General features: G+C 72.6%; 18 protein-coding genes. 7 read left to right on the forward strand and 11 right to left on the reverse strand.

Annotated features, from left to right (window positions below):
- Nucleotides 1-45: 45 nt before the first annotated feature.
- Nucleotides 46-1,596, forward strand: coding sequence for an MFS transporter (locus tag ACZ4XX_RS08725; RefSeq protein WP_468507219.1), 1,551 nt, complete (start codon nt 46-48; stop codon nt 1,594-1,596).
- Between the two features lie 78 nt (nt 1,597-1,674).
- Here ACZ4XX_RS08725 and ACZ4XX_RS08730 read toward each other — a convergent pair whose 3' ends face one another.
- From ACZ4XX_RS08730 to ACZ4XX_RS08740, 3 genes are all read right to left on the reverse strand, one after another.
- Nucleotides 1,675-2,340 carry a response regulator transcription factor gene (locus tag ACZ4XX_RS08730; protein WP_468507220.1) on the reverse strand — a complete coding sequence of 222 codons (666 nt, stop codon included), beginning with the start codon at nt 2,338-2,340 and terminating at the stop codon, nt 1,675-1,677.
- Complete coding sequence (locus tag ACZ4XX_RS08735; protein WP_468507221.1) at nt 2,337-3,719, reverse strand: sensor histidine kinase; 1,383 nt, start codon at nt 3,717-3,719, stop codon at nt 2,337-2,339. Before ACZ4XX_RS08735 ends, ACZ4XX_RS08730 begins: the two co-directional genes overlap by 4 nt.
- 175 nt (nt 3,720-3,894) lie before the next feature.
- Nucleotides 3,895-4,590: a TetR/AcrR family transcriptional regulator gene (locus ACZ4XX_RS08740; protein ID WP_468507222.1), complete on the reverse strand. Its 696-nt coding sequence runs from the start codon at nt 4,588-4,590 to the stop codon at nt 3,895-3,897.
- A gap of 186 nt (nt 4,591-4,776) precedes the next feature.
- Here ACZ4XX_RS08740 and ACZ4XX_RS08745 point away from each other — a divergent pair, with 186 nt between their 5' ends.
- Nucleotides 4,777-5,271 (forward strand): nitroreductase/quinone reductase family protein, encoded by a 495-nt coding sequence (locus tag ACZ4XX_RS08745; protein ID WP_468507223.1) that lies wholly within the window; start codon nt 4,777-4,779, stop codon nt 5,269-5,271.
- An 88-nt stretch (nt 5,272-5,359) separates the two neighbouring features.
- On the opposite strand, the gene ACZ4XX_RS08750 is transcribed toward ACZ4XX_RS08745, so the two are convergent.
- Nucleotides 5,360-6,955: a geranylgeranyl reductase family protein gene (locus ACZ4XX_RS08750; protein ID WP_468507327.1), complete on the reverse strand. Its 1,596-nt coding sequence runs from the start codon at nt 6,953-6,955 to the stop codon at nt 5,360-5,362.
- A 258-nt stretch (nt 6,956-7,213) separates the two neighbouring features.
- On the opposite strand from ACZ4XX_RS08750, the gene ACZ4XX_RS08755 reads away from it, so the two are divergent.
- Both ACZ4XX_RS08755 and ACZ4XX_RS08760 read left to right on the forward strand, forming a co-directional pair.
- Nucleotides 7,214-8,578: a M20/M25/M40 family metallo-hydrolase gene (locus tag ACZ4XX_RS08755; protein ID WP_468507224.1), complete on the forward strand. Its 1,365-nt coding sequence runs from the start codon at nt 7,214-7,216 to the stop codon at nt 8,576-8,578.
- A gap of 85 nt (nt 8,579-8,663) precedes the next feature.
- Nucleotides 8,664-9,365, forward strand: a complete 702-nt coding sequence (locus tag ACZ4XX_RS08760; protein WP_468507225.1) for an MBL fold metallo-hydrolase — start codon at nt 8,664-8,666, stop codon at nt 9,363-9,365.
- A gap of 116 nt (nt 9,366-9,481) precedes the next feature.
- Here the strand turns inward: ACZ4XX_RS08760 and ACZ4XX_RS08765 are convergent, their stop codons facing one another.
- Complete coding sequence (locus tag ACZ4XX_RS08765; protein WP_468507226.1) at nt 9,482-10,516, reverse strand: NUDIX domain-containing protein; 1,035 nt, start codon at nt 10,514-10,516, stop codon at nt 9,482-9,484.
- Nucleotides 10,517-10,672: 156 nt separating this feature from the next.
- Between ACZ4XX_RS08765 and ACZ4XX_RS08770 the strand changes: the two genes are divergently transcribed.
- On the forward strand, nt 10,673-10,855 hold the full coding sequence (locus tag ACZ4XX_RS08770; RefSeq protein ID WP_327160675.1) for a hypothetical protein: 183 nt from the start codon (nt 10,673-10,675) through the stop codon (nt 10,853-10,855).
- A 39-nt stretch (nt 10,856-10,894) separates the two neighbouring features.
- Here the strand turns inward: ACZ4XX_RS08770 and ACZ4XX_RS08775 are convergent, their stop codons facing one another.
- A complete protein-coding gene (locus tag ACZ4XX_RS08775; protein ID WP_468507227.1) occupies nt 10,895-11,842 on the reverse strand; it encodes an ROK family protein in 948 nt (315 codons plus the stop codon).
- A gap of 195 nt (nt 11,843-12,037) precedes the next feature.
- Here ACZ4XX_RS08775 and ACZ4XX_RS08780 point away from each other — a divergent pair, with 195 nt between their 5' ends.
- The gene (locus tag ACZ4XX_RS08780; RefSeq protein WP_468507228.1) at nt 12,038-13,072 is read left to right on the forward strand and encodes a LacI family DNA-binding transcriptional regulator; all 1,035 of its coding nucleotides are present in this window, start codon (nt 12,038-12,040) and stop codon (nt 13,070-13,072) included.
- Nucleotides 13,073-13,217: 145 nt separating this feature from the next.
- On the opposite strand, the gene ACZ4XX_RS08785 is transcribed toward ACZ4XX_RS08780, so the two are convergent.
- The 5 genes from ACZ4XX_RS08785 to ACZ4XX_RS08805 form a co-directional block, all read right to left on the reverse strand.
- Nucleotides 13,218-14,507: a DUF6986 family protein gene (locus ACZ4XX_RS08785; RefSeq protein WP_468507229.1), complete on the reverse strand. Its 1,290-nt coding sequence runs from the start codon at nt 14,505-14,507 to the stop codon at nt 13,218-13,220.
- Nucleotides 14,508-14,678: 171 nt separating this feature from the next.
- Complete coding sequence (locus tag ACZ4XX_RS08790) at nt 14,679-15,653, reverse strand: electron transfer flavoprotein subunit alpha/FixB family protein (protein ID WP_468507230.1); 975 nt, start codon at nt 15,651-15,653, stop codon at nt 14,679-14,681.
- Nucleotides 15,654-15,707: 54 nt separating this feature from the next.
- Nucleotides 15,708-16,493, reverse strand: coding sequence for an electron transfer flavoprotein subunit beta/FixA family protein (locus tag ACZ4XX_RS08795; protein WP_319311862.1), 786 nt, complete (start codon nt 16,491-16,493; stop codon nt 15,708-15,710).
- 199 nt (nt 16,494-16,692) lie between these two features.
- Nucleotides 16,693-17,223, reverse strand: a complete 531-nt coding sequence (locus ACZ4XX_RS08800) for a flavin reductase family protein (RefSeq protein ID WP_468507231.1) — start codon at nt 17,221-17,223, stop codon at nt 16,693-16,695.
- A gap of 197 nt (nt 17,224-17,420) precedes the next feature.
- Nucleotides 17,421-17,747: a TlpA family protein disulfide reductase gene (locus ACZ4XX_RS08805; RefSeq protein WP_468507232.1), complete on the reverse strand. Its 327-nt coding sequence runs from the start codon at nt 17,745-17,747 to the stop codon at nt 17,421-17,423.
- A 225-nt stretch (nt 17,748-17,972) separates the two neighbouring features.
- Here ACZ4XX_RS08805 and ACZ4XX_RS08810 point away from each other — a divergent pair, with 225 nt between their 5' ends.
- On the forward strand, nt 17,973-18,695 hold the full coding sequence (locus tag ACZ4XX_RS08810) for a lysophospholipid acyltransferase family protein (RefSeq protein ID WP_468507233.1): 723 nt from the start codon (nt 17,973-17,975) through the stop codon (nt 18,693-18,695).
- Nucleotides 18,696-18,734: the final 39 nt, after the last annotated feature.

Below are 18,734 nucleotides of genomic sequence, written 5' to 3' on the forward strand. Positions count from 1 at the left end.
TTAAATGCACTTGCATTCAATGCACGTGCATGTACCGTCCTGACCATGACCTCTCCGCTCACCGACGCGCCCACCGGTGTGTCCGACTCCGCGCAGGAACGCTGGAGTCCGCGCCTCTGGGGCACCCTGCTCGTGCTCTGCGCCGCGATGTTCCTCGACGCCCTCGACGTCTCCATGGTCGGTGTGGCCCTGCCCTCGATCGCCACCGACCTCGGCCTCTCCACCGCCACCCTCCAGTGGATCGTGAGCGGCTACATCCTCGGCTACGGCGGCCTGCTCCTCCTCGGCGGCCGCGCCGCCGATCTGCTCGGTCGCCGCCGCGTCTTCCTCATCGCACTGGCCGTCTTCGCACTCGCCTCCCTGCTCGGCGGACTCGTCGACTCCGGCCCCCTCCTGATCGCCAGCCGCTTCATCAAGGGGCTGAGCGCCGCCTTCACCGCCCCCGCCGGCCTGTCGATCATCACCACGACCTTCAAGGAGGGCCCGCAGCGCAACCGGGCCCTGTCCATCTACACCACCTGCGCCGCCACCGGCTTCTCGATGGGTCTGGTCCTGTCCGGGCTCCTCACCGAGCTGAGCTGGCGCTGGACGATGCTGCTCCCCGCACCCGTCGCCCTCATCGCCCTGGTCTTCGCGCTCCGCCTCATCCCGCACAGCGCCCGGGAGAACTCCTCCGGCGGCTACGACCTGCCGGGCGCCGTCACCGGCACGGCCGCGATGCTGCTGCTCGTCTTCACCGTCGTCCAGGCCCCCGAGACGGGCTGGACCTCCGTGCGCACCCTGCTGTCCTTCGCCGTCACCGCCGCCCTGCTCGTCTCCTTCGTCCTGATCGAACGCCGCAGCGCGAGTCCTCTCGTACGGCTCGGGGTGCTGCGCTCCGGCTCGCAGGTACGGGCCCAGCTCGGCGCGGCGGCGTTCTTCGGCTCGTACGTCGCCTTCCAGTTCATCGTCACCCAGTACATGCAGTCACTGCTCCACTGGTCCGCGCTCCAGACGGCCCTCGCCTTCCTGCCGGCCGGAGTGCTCGTGGCGCTCTCCTCCACCAAGATCGGCGGCATCGTGGACCGCTTCGGCACCCCCCGGGTGATCGCCGCCGGCTTCACGCTCCTCGTCGTCGCGTACGCGCTGTTCCTGCGGATCTCCCTCACCCCGCAGTACGCCGCCGTCATCCTGCCGTCGATGCTGCTGCTCGGCGCGGCCTGCGCGCTGGTGTTCCCCTCGCTCAACATCCAGGCGACCAACGGGGTCGACGACGACGAGCAGGGCATGGTGTCGGGGCTCCTCAACACCTCGATCCAGGTCGGCGGCGCGCTGTTCCTCGCCGTCGTCACCGCCGTGATCACCGCGGACGGCGGCGAGGGCACCGCCTCCCCGCAGGCGGTCCTGGACGACTTCCGTCCGGGACTGGCCGTGGTCACGGTCATCGCCCTGGCCGGACTGCTCATCACGCTGCCGGGCCTCCGGACGAAGCGGAAGCAGGACGCCGAGCCGTCGGTCGTCGTCGCCCGCTCCACGCCGTCGGACACGAGCGCCACGGCCGCCGGGACCGGCACGGCCACCGAGAACGCCCCGGCGGAGGTCGCGGTCCGCGACTAGGAGGATGCGCTCCGGGTCCCGTCGGGCGACGTACCGCCCGACGGGACCCGCGGGCGTCGGCCGGGCTCCCGTCCGCGGTCAGCCGAGCCAGCCGGGGCGTACCAGACCCGACTCGTAGGCCATGACGACGAGTTGGGCCCGGTCCCGGGCACCGAGCTTCACCATGGCGCGGCTGACGTGGGTCTTGGCCGTGAGGGGGCTGACGACCAGCCGGCGGGCGATCTCCTCGTTCGACAGGCCGATGCCCACCAGGGCCATCACCTCCCGTTCCCGCTCGGTCAGGGCTCCGAGGGACTCCGTCGCCCCCGGGGCCTTGGAACGGGCCGCGAACTCCTCGATCAGGCGGCGGGTGACGCCCGGGGAGAGCAGGGCGTCCCCGTGGACCACGGCGCGCACGGCCCGCAGCAGCTCCTCCGGCTCGGTGTCCTTGACCAGGAATCCGGAGGCGCCCGCACGGATCGCCTCGAAGACGTACTCGTCGAGTTCGAAGGTGGTCAGCATGACGACCCGGACCTCGGCGAGGTCCGGGTCGTCCGTGATGCGGCGGGTGGCTCCGAGACCGTCGAGCCGGGGCATCCGGATGTCCATGAGGACGACGTCGGGGCGCAGTGCGCGTACCCGCTCGACGGCCTCGTCGCCGTCGGCGGCCTCCCCCGCGACCTCGATGTCCGGCTGGGCGTCGAGCAGCGCGCGGAACCCAGCCCGGACCAGCGACTGGTCGTCGGCGAGCAGTACTCGGATCACGGGGTCTCCTGCGGTGACGGGGGTTCTTCCTGGGGGAACGGGAGTACGGCGTGGACGCGGAAGCCGCCGTCCGGGCGTGCGCCGGCCTCGATGCCGCCGCCGAGGCCCGCGGCCCGCTCCCGCATGCCGGCGAGTCCGTTGCCGCTGCCACCCGCCTCGGTGCCGGTGGCCGGGCCGTCGTCGTCGACCGTCAGGTCCAGCTCGCCGGAGCCGTAGCCGATCCTCACCCTGGCCGTACGCGAGCCGGAGTGGCGCACCACGTTGGTGAGCGCCTCCTGCACGATCCGGAAGGCGGCGAGGTCGGCGCCGGGCGGCAGGCCGGTACGCGGTCCGGTCGTCGCGACGGTGACGGTGAGGCCCGCGGCGCCGGCCTGCTCGACGAGTTCGGGGAGCCGGTCGAGTCCGGGGGCGGGGGCGCGGGGCGCGTCGCCTCGGGTGCGGAGGGTGTCGAGGACCTGGCGCACCTCGCCGAGCGCCTCCTTGCTGGCCGCCTTGATGGTGGTCAGCGCGGTGCGGGCCTGTTCGGGGTCGGAGTCCAGGAGGGCGAGACCGACCCCGGCCTGCACGTTGATCACGGAGATCGAGTGGGCGAGCACGTCGTGGAGCTCCCTGGCGATACGCAGCCGTTCCTCGTCGGCGCGCCGCTGCTCGGCGGCGGCCCGGTCGGCCCGCAGCTGCGCCCGCTGCTCGCGCCGTACGCGAACCGTCTCGGAGGCGGCCAGTACGGCGACGGCGAACGCGGCCGCGGGCAGCTCCTGCCCCCAGGGGGCGGGCCCGTCGCCCGCCGGGGGCAGCCAGCGGTAGAGCCAGTGCGAGAGCAGCAGATGGCCTGCCCAGAGCAGGCCGAGGGCCCAGGCGGCGGCGGTGCGGTGTCCGTGGACGACGGCCGCGAAACAGGCGACGGCGACCATGACGAACACCGGGCCGTACGGGTAACCGGCCGCCAGATAGCCGAGGGTGACGGCCGCGACGCCGAACACCACGGGCACCGGCCACCGGTGACGGAACAGCAGGGGCGCCGCTCCCAGGAGCAGCAGGGCACGGCCGAGCGCGTCGAGTGCCTCCCGGTCGGGCTGGTTCCTCGCGGCGAACCCGGTTCCCGCCATGACGACCACGGCGATCAGGAGCGTGGACCGCCAGGGAAGAGCGCTGTCGCCGGCCCCGCGCTGCCACCGGCCCCCCGCGCGGCCGGCCGGCCTGCCCGGTCGCCCGTCCGCCCCGTGCACGTCCGCCCCCTGCGCGCCTGCCCGATGCCCGTCCGCCCGGTGATCGTGCGACTGGTGCTCGCGCGCCCGCCGCTCCCCCGGCCCGCGTGTCGGCCCCGCGCCGCGCCCGCGGCCCAGTCCGAGCTCGTGCCCGCGCCTCCGCTCCTGGTCCATGTCCGCCACGCTAGCCGTGCGGGACCCGTGGAAACGTCAGCCCGGCGGGGTGGTCACCCGTACTCCCGGCGGAGTAGACGGCGTCCCGTCCGTACGGGTGCGACCACGGGTCGGCAGGTCATGGAGGCGGGCTCTCATGGAGGTGGGCTTGGCTCACGGGGCGCGCCCAGAGGGTTCAGCCGCGCGGCAGCAGGCCCACGTCCTGGCCGAGGCGGCGTGCGGCCGCCTCGAAGAAGGCGTCGTGCTCCTCGACGATGTTGCGGAAGTGGCCGAACACCTCGAAGGAGATCAGCCCGAAGAGCTGTGACCAGGCGGCCGCGAGCGCGAGCGCGAGGGCCGGGGGGAGGTCCGGGGCGATGTCGGCGGCCAGGCGGGCGGCTTCGGGGCGGAGCTCCTCCGGGAGCGGCGGCAGGGCGACCCCCTCGCCGGTGTGCGCGCTGCGCGCGGTCTCGACGAGGACGAGGCCGACGCGGGAGGCGGGGACGATCGTGTCCTGGGGTGCGCTGTAGCCGGGAACGGGGGAACCGTAGATCAGGGCGTACTCGTGCGGGTGGGCGACGGCCCAGTCGCGGACGGCCCGGCACACGGCGGTCCACCGGTCCAGGGGACGCCGGCCCGCCGCCTCGGCGGCGGCCTTCTCCGCCGCGGCGCCGATCGCGTCGTACGCGTCGACGATCAGTGCGGTGATCAGATCGTCGCGGCTCGGGAAGTAGCGATAGAGCGCGGAGGAGACCATGCCCAGCTCACGGGCGACGGCCCGCAGGGACAGCTTCGCGGCACCCTCGGCAGCGAGCTGGGTACGGGCCTCGTCCTTGATGGCGGCGGTGATCTCGATACGGGCGCGGGCGCGGGCTCCTTGAACGGTCGTCATGGAGAGCAGTGTGCCACTTTCAGAGCGGCGACACGAAAAGAGAGCAGCGCTCTTGATTGTGAGCGGCGATTCCGGCAAGCTCGAATCAAGCGAGAGCAGTGCTCACACTTTGCTCCCGACCGATACCGCTCGACACCTGTCGACACCCGCACCACTCAGCACCGCTCGATCCCTCAGGAGGAACCCATGTCCGCACGGCCCACCCACTCCGACCCGGCCGCCCACGTCATCAAGCCCGGCTGGTTCACCGTGAACGTCTTCAACCGCACCGTCGCCTGGGTGACCCGCCGCGGCTTCAGCGTCTGGGGCTCCCGCGTGCTCGCCGTCCGCGGCCGCAAGAGCGGCGAGTGGCGCCGTACCCCCGTCAACCTCCTGACGGTGGACGGCGTCCGCTACCTCGTGGCCCCCCGCGGCCACGTCCAGTGGACCCACAACATGCGGGTGGCCGGCGGCGGGCAGCTGATCCTCGGCAAGCACGTGCAGGACTTCATCGCCGTGGAGGTCGCCGACGACGACAAGCCCGTGCTGCTGCGCGCCTACCTCAAGCGCTGGAAGGCCGAGGTCGGCGTCTTCTTCGGCGGCGTCGGCCCCGACTCATCCGACGAGGAGTTGCGCGCCGTCGCGCCGAAGCACCCCGTCTTCCGCGTCACGCCGACGGGCCCCACCACTCCCGCCGCGTGAAACCGGCCGGAGCGGCGGAGCCCGTCCGCTTCCCTCACTTCATGTGCGCCAGATGCGCGCCAGGTGCGCCAGGTGCGCCTTCGCAGCGTCAGACCGCTTCCGGGGCCCCGGGAGCCTCCGGCTTCGCGGAAGCGTCGGCCTTCGCGCCGGACTGCCCCTCGGCCTTCACCTCGGCCTTCACCTCGGCCTGTGCCTCCGCCTTCACCTCGGCGTTCGCCTCGGCCTCGGGTGCCGACCGCTCGCCCTTGCCGACGCCCCGGCCCGCCGGGCCGACGCCCGACGAGGTGTCCATGCGCTTGTCGAGCATCTCCAGGGCCCGCCGGGCCATGCCGTTCGAGCGGACCATGCCGCCGAGCGTCGCCGAACCCCGCGTGATGTCGGCGAACGCGTTCCAGGCGGGACGCAGCCCCGTCAGCGTGGCGTGCAGCAGCCCCGGCCGCCGCTCGAACACGGCGAGCATCCGCCGCCCGACGGCCATCTCGACCCCGAGCCCGGCCTTGATGGCGAAGGCGTAGTTCAGGGCCTGACGCCGTGCGTCGACCGCGTCGTTGGCCTCGGCGACCCGTACCGCCCACTCGCCGGCCAGCCGGCCCGAGCGGAGCGCGTACGAGATGCCCTCACGCGTCCACGGCTCCAGCAGCCCCGCCGCGTCACCGCAGACGAGGACCCGGCCGCGGGAGAGCGGCGAGTCGTCGGTGCGGCAGCGTGTCAGATGGCCGGAGGAGATCGTGGGCTCGAAACCGGACAGGCCGAGCCGGGCGACGAAGTCCTCCATGTACCGCTTGGTGGCGGCGCCCTCGCCGCGTGCCGAGATGACGCCGACCGTCAGGGTGTCGCCCTTGGGGAACACCCACCCGTAACTGCCGGGCATCGGACCCCAGTCGATGAGGACGCGGCCCTTCCAGTCCTCGGCCACGGACGGCGGTACGGGAATCTCCGCCTCAAGGCCCAGGTCGACCTGACCGAGCTTCACTCCGACATGCGCGCCTATCCGGCTGGCACTGCCGTCGGCGCCGACGACCGCGCGCGCGAGCACGGTCTCGCCGTCGGCGAGGACCACGGCGACGGTCCGCCGGTCCGGCACCGCCGGGCCGTGCTGCTCCACGCGGGTCACCGTGACCCCGGTCCGCAGCTCGGCGCCCGCCTTCTGGGCGTGCTCGACGAGCTGGGCGTCGAACTCCGGGCGGTTGATGAGCCCGAAGAGCATCTTCCGCGAGCGGCGGGTACGGGCGAAACGGCCGTCCAGGGAGAAGGTGACGGCGTGCACCCGGTCCTGGAGGGGCAGTTCGAAGCCGGGCGGCAGACAGTCGCGGGAGGGGCCGATGATGCCGCCGCCGCAGGTCTTGTACCGGGGCAGCTCGGACTTCTCCAGGAGCAGCACCCGTCGCCCGGCCACCGCCGCCGCGTAGGCAGCGGACGCGCCGCCGGGCCCCGCGCCGACGACCACGACGTCCCAGACCTCGGTGTTCTCGCCCGCCGGGCCGTCCAGACCGTCCGGGGCGGTCGCACCGCCCGGGACGGTCACGGCATCCGGGGCGGTCAGGGCATCGTCGTCCACGGCGTCCAAGGCCTCCTCGGCGGGCACTCCGTCGTGCGATACGTGGGACGCCTCGGCGTCCGTGACCTCGTCCGACACCTCGTCCGACGTCGCGTCCGGCACCTCGTCCGTGACCTCGTCCGACATCGCGTCCGACACCTCGTCCGTGACGCCCTCAGGAGCCGCGCCTTCGGGCGCGGTGTTCTCCGGACCGGCGTTCTCCGCTTGCTCGCTGCTCACGATGTGCTTCTGCTCCTGATCCGACCGGTGGTCTGCTCCTGACGCATCCTACGGCGCGGTAGCCAGAGGCCCGCGCCGTAGGATCGGCGGTGCGTTCGCCGTACCACGACATACGCCGAACACCGTCCCTACGTCGTAAACGTCGCACCCATCAGGAGCGTGCCCATGACCTCGAATCCGATCGCCGAGACCGTCCGGTCCCTGATGCCCCGTGCCAAGGCCGAGCTCACGGAGCTGGTGGCCTTCGAGTCGGTGGCGGACGAGGCCGTGGCGCCCCGCAGCGAGTGCGAGGGCGCCGCGAACTGGGTCGCGGACGCGCTGCGCGCCGAGGACTTCCAGGACGTGGCACTGCTCGACACGCCGGACGGCTCGCAGGCCGTGTACGGCATCCTGCCCGGCCCGGCCGGCGCGCCGACCGTCCTCCTGTACGCGCACTACGACGTGCAGCCGAAGCTGGACGAGTCCGCCTGGCTCACCCCGCCGTTCGAGCTGACGGAGCGGAACGGGCGCTGGTACGGGCGTGGCACGGCCGACTGCAAGGGCGGCTTCATCCTGCACCTGCTCGCGCTGCGCGCCCTCAAGGCGAACGGCGGCATTCCCGTGACGGTCAAGGTGATCGTCGAGGGTTCCGAGGAGCAGGGCACCGGCGGTCTCGAGCGGTACGCGGAGCAGCACCCCGAACTGCTCGTCTCCGACGCGATCGTGATCGGCGACGCGGGCAACTTCCGGGTGGGTCTGCCGACCGTGACCGCGACCCTGCGCGGCATGACGATGATCCGGGTGGGGATCGACACCCTGGAGGGCAATCTGCACTCCGGTCAGTTCGGCGGCGCCGCGCCGGACGCGCTGGCCGCGCTCATCCGCGTACTGGACTCGCTGCGTGGCCCGGACGGTTCCACGGTCATCGACGGGCTGCCCGGCGACCAGGTGTGGGAGGGGCTGCAGTACCCGGAGGAGGACTTCCGCCAGGACGCCAAGGTCCTCACCGGGGTGTCCCTGCCGGGTGCCGGTACGGTCGCCGACCGGATCTGGGCGCGTCCCGCCGTCACCGTCATCGGCATCGACTGCCACCCGGTGGCCGGGGCGACCCCGTCGATCCCGTCCTCGGCCCGCGCCCAGCTCAGCCTGCGGGTGCCGCCGGGTCTGGACTCCGCCGAGGTGACGAAGCTGCTCTTCGCGCACATCGAGAAGCACACGCCGTGGAACGCCCGGGTCTCCCTCGAACAGGTCGGTCAGGGCCAGCCGTTCCAGGCCGACACGTCGAGCCCGGCGTACGCGTCGATGGCCGAGGCGATGCGGATCGCGTACCCCGGCCAGGAGATGCAGACGGCGGGCATGGGCGGCTCGATCCCGCTGTGCAACACGCTGGCCTCGCTGTACCCGGAGTCGGAGATCCTGCTGATCGGTCTGAGCGAGCCGGAGGCCCAGATCCACGCCCCCAACGAGTCCGTCTCGCCGGAGGAGCTGGAGCGGCTGTCCGTGGCCGAGGCGCACTTCCTGCTCAACTACGCGCACTCGAAGCAGAACTGACGGTCGGACAGGTTCAGCGTTCGGCGAAGCTCGCCGAGAGCGTAGAAGCATACGGCGGACCTGCGGAGATACGTAGGTTCGCCGTATGGCATCCATCGAGCTCACCAGGATCACCCCGCGACTGCACCTCCTCGACTACTCCATCGGCCAGGCCTACCTCTGGCAGGACGAGGAGGAGCTGACCCTGATCGACGCCGGCTGGGCCGGCATGGCGGACCAGACGGCCGCGGCGATACGGTCCGCCGGCCTGGACCCGGACCGGCTCGGCCGGATCGTGCTGACCCACTGCCACCGGGACCATGTGGGCTCGGCGCAGGAGCTGGCCGACCGGCACGGTGCCGAGATCCTCGCGCACGGGCTCGACGCGCCGGTGATCCGGGGCGAGGCGCCGGTGCCGGAGCCGCACCTCCTGGACTGGGAGATCCCGCTGTTCGAGCACGGTGTGACCGCGCCGGAGGCGCCGCCGACCCGGGTCGACCGGGAGGTCGAGGACGGAGAGGTGCTCGGCTTCGGCGGCGGGGCGGTGGTGGTGCATTCCCCCGGCCACACGCCCGGTTCGATCGGGGTCCATCTCCCGCGCCACGGCGTGCTGTTCACCGGGGACACGGTGGCGTCGGTGCCGGACGTGGTGTTCGGCGTGTTCCATGTCGACCGTGCGCTCGCGCTGGACTCGATGCGGCTGCTCGCGAAGCTGGGCCCGTCGGTGTTGTGCTGCGGTCACGGCGCTCCGGTGACCTCGGACACGGCGGAACGGCTGACCGCTGCGGCCGCGGCGGCCACGGCCTGACCCCGGGTCCGCCGGTCCACGGGTCCGCCTTACCCCGGGTCCGCCGGTCCACGGGTCCACCAGGTCCGCCGGGCCCGCCCGGTGCACCGATTCCCCGGGTCTCCCGGTCGTCGCGCTCAGCCCACCGGGTCCCCGGCCTCCAGGTTGAGCACCGTGCCGCGCTCGCGGGCGCGCAGGGCCCAGCGGAGGCGGCGGTAGCGGACGGGGGGCAGCAGGTCGGCGGCCTCCTCCTCGGTGACGAAGCGCCAGTCGCGGAGTTCGGCACCCGGGAGGTGGAGGCGCTCCGTGTCGGCGGAGCCGAGCGTGCCGCCGTCGAAGAGGAGGCGGAGTCCGCCGTAGCCGGGCGGCTCGGGGCGTTCCCAGTCGACGAGCAGGAGGCGGGGTACGGCGTCGAGTTCGAGGCCTATCTCCTCGGTCACCTCGCGCATTCCGGCGCGGGCCGGGGGTTCGCCGGCCTCGACGACGCCGCCGGGGAACTCCCAGCCCGGCTTGTAGGTGGGGTCGACCAGGAGGAAGCGGTCCCGCTCGTCGAAGAGCAGGACTCCGGCGGCGACGGTCTCGCCGGTCGGTTCCGGGGTCTGGACGATGCCGCAGGGGGCGGCGTGGCCGGCCCGCACCGCCTCGGCGACGGACCGGGCGGCCTCGGCCACGGTGAGCGCCGACGTGTCGACCACGTACGCGTCCTCGGTGAGCCAGTCGAGCGCGGCCCGGTACGGCGCGAGATGGCTGTGGCACCACTCCCGTACGCGGGCGTCGACGTCGGGGTCGTCGTACTCGGACCTGTCGTCGATGCGCTGCCGCAGGATCGTTTCCTCCGGGGCGAGCAGCACATGGCGGACGTCGATGCGGCGGGCGGCGAGCCCGCCGAAGATCTCGTCCCGGTACTCCTGGCGCAGCAGGGTCATGGGGACGACCAGGACGCCGCCGAGCTCGGCGAGCAGGGCTGCGGCGGTGTCGACCACCAGGCGTCGCCAGATCGGCAGGTCCTGGTAGTCCTCGACCTCGGCGAGCCGCTTGGCCGGCAGAAGGCCGCGCAGGCCCCCGCCGGTGACCTCGGGGTCGTACAGCGTGCTGTTCGGGATCAGATCGACCAGTTCGCGCGCGGTGCCGGACTTCCCCGCGCCGAACGCACCGTTGACCCAGACGATCACGTTTCCCCCTCTTCGACGGCCCCCTGTGGATTGCCCCCAACACCCTGCCACGAAAACCCCGCACGCATGTCCTGGCATATGCGTCCCCGTGGGCATGAGCGTGACACTTCCGCGCGGGGGTCGTTGAGAACGGCAAGCACGAGGGGGTGCGGAGAAATGAGTCGTAGGGTTCTCGAACGTTTTCCGGCCGGCGGCCCGCGGGGCAGCTGGCCGGCGGAGGAGTTCGCCGGGGCGCGCAGGGACGAGGGGGTGCCGGCCCGGGTCGTCATGGACCTGGAGTCCGACGCCTTCCTGGTGATCGTCGAACAACGGACGGCCGAGCGGGTACGGGAGGAGTGAGCCGGGGGCGGCCCGCCCGCCGGGCGTCCGGCGGGCGCGTCAGGACACCGCAGCCGCCGCGGCGCCCAGGAGGCCCGCGTCGGTGCCCGTGAGGGCCGGGACGACCGTCAGGTTCCGGACGAAGTCGAGCGTGGCGTACGTGGTGAGGCTCCGGCGCAGCGGGGCGAAGAGGACCTCTCCGGCGCCCGCCACCCCGCCGCCGACGACCGCGATGTCGATCTCGACGAGGGTCGCCGTCGCGGCGATGCCCGCCGCGAGGGCCTGGGCCGCCCGCTCGAACGAGGCGACGGCGACCGGGTCCCCGGCGTGCGCCGCGGCGGCCACGGCGGCCGCGGAGGTGTCTCCGTCGGGCCCCGGGCGCCAGCCGTGCTCCAGAGCGCGGCGGGCGATGTGCGGGCCGCTGGCGACGCGTTCGACACAGCCGCGTCCGCCGCAGGCGCAGGGCTCGCCGTCCATGTCCACCACCATGTGGCCGATGTGTCCGGCGTTGCCGGTGGGACCCGAGTGGACCCTGCCGCCGAGGACGAGCCCGCCGCCGACGCCCGTGGAGACCACGAGGCAGAGGGCGTTGTCGTGGCCGCGGGCGGCGCCGAGCCAGTGCTCGGCGGCCGTCATGGCCACGCCGTCGCCGACCAGGGTGACGGGCCGTCCGCCCGTCGACTTGTGGACCCGCTCGACGAGCGGGAAGTCGCGCCAGCCGGGCACGTTGACCGGGCTGACGGTCCCCCGGTACGCGTCGACCGGGCCCGCGCTGCCGACGCCGACGGCCCCCGCCGCCTCCCACAGGGGCGAGCCCGCGAGTTCGGCGAGCACCTCCCCGACCGCGCCCATCACCGTCTCGCCGTCCTCACGCGCGGGCGTGGGCCGCTGGGAGCGGACGCGGATGCGCCCCTCACCGTCGACCAGGGCGCCGGCGATCTTGGTGCCCCCGATGTCGAGAGCGACGACGAGTCCGTCGAGAGGGCCCGTGGCGGGATCGGTCTGCATGGGCGCGGGGTCTCCAGTCGGCGACGGGCGAACGGAACCTTGTCTATGGTGTCCCGTTCCGTACAGTCTCCCCTCCCGTGACAACGTTGTCCAGGCTCTATGATTCGGCCAGGGAGTCGATCAGACACCGCAGCACGACCGGCCGGACCGCCCTTCGGCCGGACGACCCGACCTTCGACGGAGGAACCGCGCACCGTGGCCGACATCGCCCGCCGCACCGAGCACCGCTACGGCAACCGGCCCACGATGAAGGACGTCGCCGCGCGCGCGGGCGTCGGCCTGAAGACGGTGTCCCGGGTCGTGAACGGCGAACCCGGGGTCACCCCGGACACCGAGCGACGGGTCCAGGAGGCCATCGAGGTCCTCGGCTTCCGCCGCAACGACAGCGCGCGGGTCCTGCGCAAGGGCAGGACGGCGACCGTCGGCCTCGTGCTCGAGGATCTCGCCGACCCGTTCTACGGGCCGCTCAGCAGGGCGATCGAGGAGGTCGCACGGGCGCACGGGGCGCTGCTCATCAACGGTTCCAGCGCCGAGGACCCGGCCCGGGAGCAGGAGCTGGCGCTCGCCCTCTGCGCGCGCCGGGTCGACGGCCTGATCGTGATCCCCGCCGGTGACGATCACCGGTATCTGGAGCCGGAGATCAGGGCGGGCGTCGCCACCGTCTTCGTCGACCGTCCCGCGGGACTGATCGACGCCGACGCGGTGCTCTCCGACAGCTTCGGCGGGGCGCGCGACGGCGTGGCCCATCTGATCGCCCACGGACACCGCCGGATCGGCTTCATCGGCGACCGGCCCCGGATCCACACCGCGTCCGAGCGGCTGCGGGGCTACCGCGCGGCGATGGAGGACGCGGGCCTGCCGGTCGACGGCGCCTGGGTCTCGCCGGGCTCCACGGAGCCGGAGCGGGTGAGGGCGGCCGTCCGGGAGATGCTGGAGGCGCCGGAGCCCGTGACGGCGCTGTTCGCGGGGAACAACCGGGTGATGGTCACGGTGGTCCGCGCCCTCGCGGGGCATCCCCGGCCGGTGGCCCTGGTCGGCTTCGACGACATGGAACTGGCCGACCTGCTCGGCATCACGGTCATCGCCCAGGACGCGGCCGCGCTCGGCCGGACGGCGGCGGAGCGCCTCTTCCGGCGTCTCGACGGGGTCGACGACGCGCCGGAGCGGGTGGTGCTCGGCACCACGCTCCTGACGCGCGGTTCGGGCGAGATCCCGCCCTCGGCCGTCTGAGCGACGTTCGCCGGGACGGCGGCCGCCCGCGCGGGGGCCGCCCACCGGGACTGCCGCCGTCGAGGCGACGACCGCCAGGGCAGCCGCCGTCCGGACGACGCCGTCGGGGCCCCCTCGCTGCGGCGGGGGCCCGACGGCGTTCCCCCTACTCGGCGGAGGCCGTCAGGTCGCCGCGGCGCGGGGCCGCGAAGCGGTCGAGGGCCGCGCGGTTCATGCCCGTGAGCGCGTCGACCTCGGCGGTGTCGAGGGCGCCGCAGTCGATGCCGCGCAGCAGGTAGGAGCTGAGGGCCTTGGCGGTCGCCGGCTCGTCCATCACGTCGCCGCCGGCGTGGTTGGCGTACGCGGAGAGGCGCTTGGCGGCGGCCTCGAAGCCCTCGCGGTAGAAGGCGAAGACGGCGGCGTACCGGGTGGGGATGTGGCCCGGGTGCATGTCCCAGCCCTGGTAGTACGCGCGGGCGAGCGCACGGCGGGTGAGGCCGTAGTGGAGGCGCCAGGCCTCGTGGACGTGCTCGGTGGAGCCGACCGGAAGGACGTTGGTGGAGCCGTCGGAGACGCGTACGCCCGTGCCCGCCGCGGCGACCTGCATGATCGCCTTGGCGTGGTCGGCGGCCGGGTGGTCGCTGGCCTGGTACGCGGCGGAGACGCCGAGGCAGGCGCTGTAGTCGAAGGTCCCGTAGTGCAGTCCGGTGGCGCGGCCCTCGGCGGCGCCGATCATGCGGGCGACGGCGGCGGTGCCGTCGGTGGCGAGGATGGACTGGCTGGTCTCGATCTGGATCTCGAAGCCGAGGCGGCCGGCGTCGAGGCCGTGGGCCTTCTCGAAGGCCTCGAGGAGGCGGACGAAGGCGGAGACCTGCTCGGGGTAGGTGACCTTGGGGAGGGTGAGGACGAGCCCGTCGGGCAGGCCGCCGTTCTCCAGGAGGCCGGTGAGGAAGACGTCGGTGGTGCGGATGCCCCGGTCGCGTACGGCGGACTCCATGCACTTCATCCGGATGCCCATGTACGGGGCGGCGGTGCCCCCGGCGTACGCCTCGGAGATCAGCCGGGCGGCGCGGGCGGCGTCCTGGTCCTCGTCGGCTCCGGCGTAGCCGTCCTCGAAGTCGACCCGCAGGTCCTCGATCGGCTCACGTTCCAGCTTCGCGCGCACGCGGCCGTAGACGTCCTCGGCGAGGGCGTCGGAGAGGCCGAGCACGGCGGCGAACGAGGCGGCGTCCGGGGCGTGCTCGTCGAGGGCGGCGAGGGCCTGGTCGCCCCAGGAACGGATGGTGCCGGCCTCGAAGACGTTGCCGGGGACGTAGACGGTGTGGACGGGCTGACGGGTGCCGGGGTCTCCCGGGTAGCGGCGGTCCAGCTCGGCGTCCACCGCTGCGAGGGAGGCGCTGATGCCCTCGCTGACCGCGCCCGCGAGGCTCGTCGACACCTTCTCCTGCTGACCCATCCCACATCCTCCTATTTTCCGCTTCACGGAATCAACAATCCGTATGGCGAAGTTAGTAGTCCGTCGGGACCTGAGTCAATGGTTGTCCGAAACGACCGGGGGCCGCGCGGTGATCATCACCACGCGGCCCCGGGACCGTACAGAAGCGCAGGTCACGCCTGCGCGGCGAGATCAGCCCTTGCGGGACTCGACCTCGTCGGTCAGCTGCGGGACGACATCGAAGAGGTCGCCCACGACGCCGTAGTCGACCAGGTCGAAGATCGGCGCCTCGGCGTCCTTGTTGATCGCGACGATCGTCTTCGAGGTCTGCATGCCCGCGCGGTGCTGGATCGCGCCGGAGATGCCGGAGGCGATGTACAGCTGCGGCGAGACCGACTTGCCGGTCTGGCCGACCTGGTTGGAGTGCGGGTACCAGCCGGCGTCGACGGCGGCACGCGAGGCGCCGACGGCCGCACCGAGCGAGTCGGCGAGCGCCTCGATGACGGCGAAGTTCTCGGCACCGTTGACGCCACGGCCACCGGAGACCACGATCGCGGCCTCGGTGAGCTCCGGGCGGCCGGTCGACTCGCGCGGCGTGCGGGCGGTCACCTTGGTGCCGGTGGCCAGCGCGCCGAAGGAGACCGCGAGGGCCTCGACGGCACCGGCGGCCGGGGCGGCCTCGACCGGGGCCGAATTCGGCTTGACGGTGATGACCGGAGTGCCCTTGGAGACACGGGACTTGGTGGTGAAGGAGGCGGCGAACGCGGACTGCGTCGCGACCGGGCCCTCGTCACCGGCCTCCAGGTCCACGGCGTCCGTGATGATGCCGGAGCCGATGCGGACCGCGAGGCGGGCCGCGATCTCCTTGCCCTCCGCGGAGGAGGGGACGAGCACGGCGGCCAGGGAGCCGGCGGCGGACACGGCCTCGTAGGCGGCCTGGAGGGCGTCGACCTTCGGGACGACCAGGTACTCGGTGAACTCGGGCGCGTCGGCCGTGAGGACCTTCACGGCACCGTGCTCGGCCAGGACGGCCGCGGTGTCGGCGGCGCCGTTGCCCAGCGCGACCGCGACCGGCTCGCCGATGCGGCGGGCGAGGGTCAGCAGCTCCAGGGTGGGCTTGCGGACGGCTCCGTCGACGTGGTCGACGTAGACGAGAATCTCAGCCATGGGACTTCAATCTCCTGCGAACGAAAGGGGCGGTCTGAGGGGCTCGCGCGAGCCTTAGATGAACTTCTGGCTCGCGAGGAACTCGGCGAGCTGCTTGCCGCCCTCGCCCTCGTCCTTGACGATCGTGCCGGCGGTGCGCGCCGGGCGCTCCGCGGCGGAGTCGACCGCGGTCCAGGCGCCGGCGAGGCCGACCTCGTCCGCGTCGATGTCCAGGTCGTCCAGCTCCAGGGACTCCACCGGCTTCTTCTTGGCGGCCATGATGCCCTTGAAGGACGGGTAGCGCGCCTCGCCGGACTGGTCGGTCACGGAGACGACCGCCGGCAGGGAGGCCTCGAGCTGCTCGGAGGCGGTGTCGCCGTCACGACGGCCCTTGACGACGCCGTCCTCGATGGAGACCTCGGAGAGCAGCGTGACCTGCGGGACGCCCAGACGCTCGGCGAGGATCGCCGGGAGGACACCCATGGTGCCGTCGGTGGAGGCCATACCGGCGATGACGACGTCGTAGCCGGTCTTCTCGATCGCCTTGGCGAGCACCAGCGAGGTGCCCATGACGTCGGTGCCGTGGAGGTCGTCGTCCTCGACGTGGACGGCCTTGTCGGCGCCCATGGAGAGCGCCTTGCGGAGCGCGTCCTTGGCGTCCTCGGGGCCGACCGTCAGCACGGTGACCTCGGCGTCGTCCGCCTCTTCGGCGATCTGCAGTGCCTGCTCGACGGCGTACTCGTCGAGCTCCGACAGCAGGCCGTCGACGTCGTCGCGGTCGACCGTCAGGTCGTCCGCGAACTTACGGTCTCCGGTCGCGTCGGGCACGTACTTCACACAGACAACGATCCTCAAGCTCACGCCGGCTCTCCTACTGCATCGTCATAACTGGGCTGCCTTGTTGCTCGCAGCATAGGCGCCTGAAGGGCGGGTTTCCGGTCGGGGCGCCGGACGCCCCGACCGAAATATTACTCGCCAGTACACCCAGTCCGTTACCAGTAAGCAAGCGCTCAGCGATGTGATCTGCCCAACGCGCGGAGAGCGGCGCGCCCGGGAACTCTCAGTCGCGCAGCGCGTTGAAGCGGCCGTGGTGGTACAGGAGCGGCCGGCCCGTCCCGTCCGGGTCCCCGGCGACGGCCTGCGCGATCACGATCCGGTGGTCACCGGCCGGCACCCGGGCGACCACACGGCAGACCAGCCAGGCGAGGACGCCGTCGAGTACGGGCACGCCCTCGGGCCCCACGCTCCAGCGGGTCCCCTCGCCGAAGCGGTCGGCCCCGCTGCGGGCGAAGGTGGCGGCGAGGTCCTGCTGGTGCTCGCCGAGTATGTGGACGCCGATGTGCTCGGCCTCGGCGAGCACGGGCCAGCTGGAGGAGGTCGTCCCCACCCCGAAGGAGATGAGCGGGGGTTCGGCGGCGACGGAGTTCAGCGAGGTCGCGGTGAAGCCGACGGGGCGCTCACCGTGCGCGGTGACGACCGCGACGCCGGCCGCGTGGCGACGGAAGACGGAACGCAGCAGGTCCGGAGAGGCCTGGCGGGGTGCGCCGATGGTGGGAACGGTGCCGGGTCGGAGGTCGGGCGTGACCGTCATGGAGTTGTCCTTCTGCGAGGGCGGCATGAGAGAGGTCCGGGGGTGGTCAGACACCCGGACAGCGCGCGCTCGCGTTGCGGGCCAGGTCCACGTGGGTCCGGCCGTAGAGAAGGAGTTCTTGGGGCACCCCGTCAGAGTGACGATCGTTGCCGCGTGCAGTCAAGTGCGTACCGGGATGTGGGAGAAGTGTCACCGCGTCAGACCGCCCGCCCCAGGGCGGCGATGACATCGGCCTTGCGGGGCTGCCCCACGGCCCGGCGGACGACGCGGCCCGTCCGGTCGAGGACGAGGACGGTGGGGGTCCTGGCGATGCCGAGGGCGCGTACGAGATCGAGCCTTTCCTCGGCGTCGATCTCCACGTGCCCGACGCCCGGGACCATCGCGGCGACCTCGGCGAGGGTGCGCCGGGTGGCCCGGCAGGGCTGACAGAAAGCGGTGGAGAACTGGACGAGGGTGGCCCGCTCCCCCAGTGCGACACCGAGCGCCTCGGGTCCCAGCGTGTCGGTTCCGGATGTCTCGGTCACCCCTGTTTCCCTTCCCTGTCGGCCGTCTCACCCGGTGCAGCGTCGCACGGGAGGATTCGATTCCCGCCACGACCACCGCGAGTGACGAGAATCTCCCTGTACGAAGCCGCCTGGACTGGTCACGGCGGCCCACATGGGGCACGATCTGCCCAAAGCCGAAAACCTACGGCTGCGTAACTTCGCCGGGAGAACCCTCCCCAGGCACAGAAGAAGGGTTCCTCTCAGATGGCAGAACTCGTGTATCGGCCGGTCGTCGGCGCCGCTCTGACCCTGTTCAAGGCGCTCGACCTGAAGATCGACACGCAGGGTTCGGAGCACATCCCGCGCACGGGTGGCGCGGTACTCGTCTCCAATCACATCAGCTATCTGGACTTCATCTTCACGGGCCTGGCCGCGCTCCCGCAGAAGCGTCTCGTGCGCTTCATGGCGAAGGACTCGGTCTTCCGGCACAAGGTCTCGGGGCCGCTGATGCGCGGCATGAAGCACATCCCGGTGGACCGCTCGGCGGGCGAGCACGCCTACAAGCACGCGCTGGAGTCGCTGCGGGCCGGCGAGATCATCGGCGTCTTCCCCGAGGCGACCATCTCCCAGTCGTTCACGCTCAAGGGCTTCAAGACGGGTGCGGCGCGGCTCGCCCAGGAGGCCGGGGTCCCGCTGATCCCGATGGCGCTCTGGGGTACGCAGCGCGTCTGGACGAAGGGCCGTCCGCGCAACTTCAAGCGCAGCCACATCCCGGTGACGATCCGCGTCGGCGAGCCCATGGAGGCTCCCACCGACCAGTACGCGGGCGCCATCACGCGGCGGCTGCGCGACCGCGTCCAGGAGCTCCTGGAGGCCGCGCAGCGGGCCTACCCGGTGCGCCCCAAGGACGCGAACGACACGTGGTGGGTGCCCGCGCACCTCGGGGGCACGGCGCCGACGCCGGCCGAGGTCAAGGACGCCGGCTGACGGCGGTACGCCGCCCGACGACACCCCGCTGAATCGTCA

The organism is Streptomyces sp. NPDC029956 (assembly GCF_055574655.1).

Coding starts and splice junctions, on each gene's coding strand:
- ACZ4XX_RS08810 (WP_468507233.1), top strand. CDS start 17,973: ATGGCAGAACTCGTGTATCGGCCGGTCGTCGGCGCCGCTCTGACCCTG.
- ACZ4XX_RS08790 (WP_468507230.1), bottom strand. CDS start 15,653: ATGGCTGAGATTCTCGTCTACGTCGACCACGTCGACGGAGCCGTCCGC.
- ACZ4XX_RS08745 (WP_468507223.1), top strand. CDS start 4,777: ATGTCCGCACGGCCCACCCACTCCGACCCGGCCGCCCACGTCATCAAG.
- ACZ4XX_RS08770 (WP_327160675.1), top strand. CDS start 10,673: ATGAGTCGTAGGGTTCTCGAACGTTTTCCGGCCGGCGGCCCGCGGGGC.
- ACZ4XX_RS08735 (WP_468507221.1), bottom strand. CDS start 3,719: ATGGACCAGGAGCGGAGGCGCGGGCACGAGCTCGGACTGGGCCGCGGG.
- ACZ4XX_RS08750 (WP_468507327.1), bottom strand. CDS start 6,955: ATGTCGGACGAGGTCACGGACGAGGTGCCGGACGCGACGTCGGACGAG.
- ACZ4XX_RS08785 (WP_468507229.1), bottom strand. CDS start 14,507: ATGGGTCAGCAGGAGAAGGTGTCGACGAGCCTCGCGGGCGCGGTCAGC.
- ACZ4XX_RS08740 (WP_468507222.1), bottom strand. CDS start 4,590: ATGACGACCGTTCAAGGAGCCCGCGCCCGCGCCCGTATCGAGATCACC.
- ACZ4XX_RS08800 (WP_468507231.1), bottom strand. CDS start 17,223: ATGACGGTCACGCCCGACCTCCGACCCGGCACCGTTCCCACCATCGGC.
- ACZ4XX_RS08760 (WP_468507225.1), top strand. CDS start 8,664: ATGGCATCCATCGAGCTCACCAGGATCACCCCGCGACTGCACCTCCTC.
- ACZ4XX_RS08725 (WP_468507219.1), top strand. CDS start 46: ATGACCTCTCCGCTCACCGACGCGCCCACCGGTGTGTCCGACTCCGCG.
- ACZ4XX_RS08775 (WP_468507227.1), bottom strand. CDS start 11,842: ATGCAGACCGATCCCGCCACGGGCCCTCTCGACGGACTCGTCGTCGCT.
- ACZ4XX_RS08755 (WP_468507224.1), top strand. CDS start 7,214: ATGACCTCGAATCCGATCGCCGAGACCGTCCGGTCCCTGATGCCCCGT.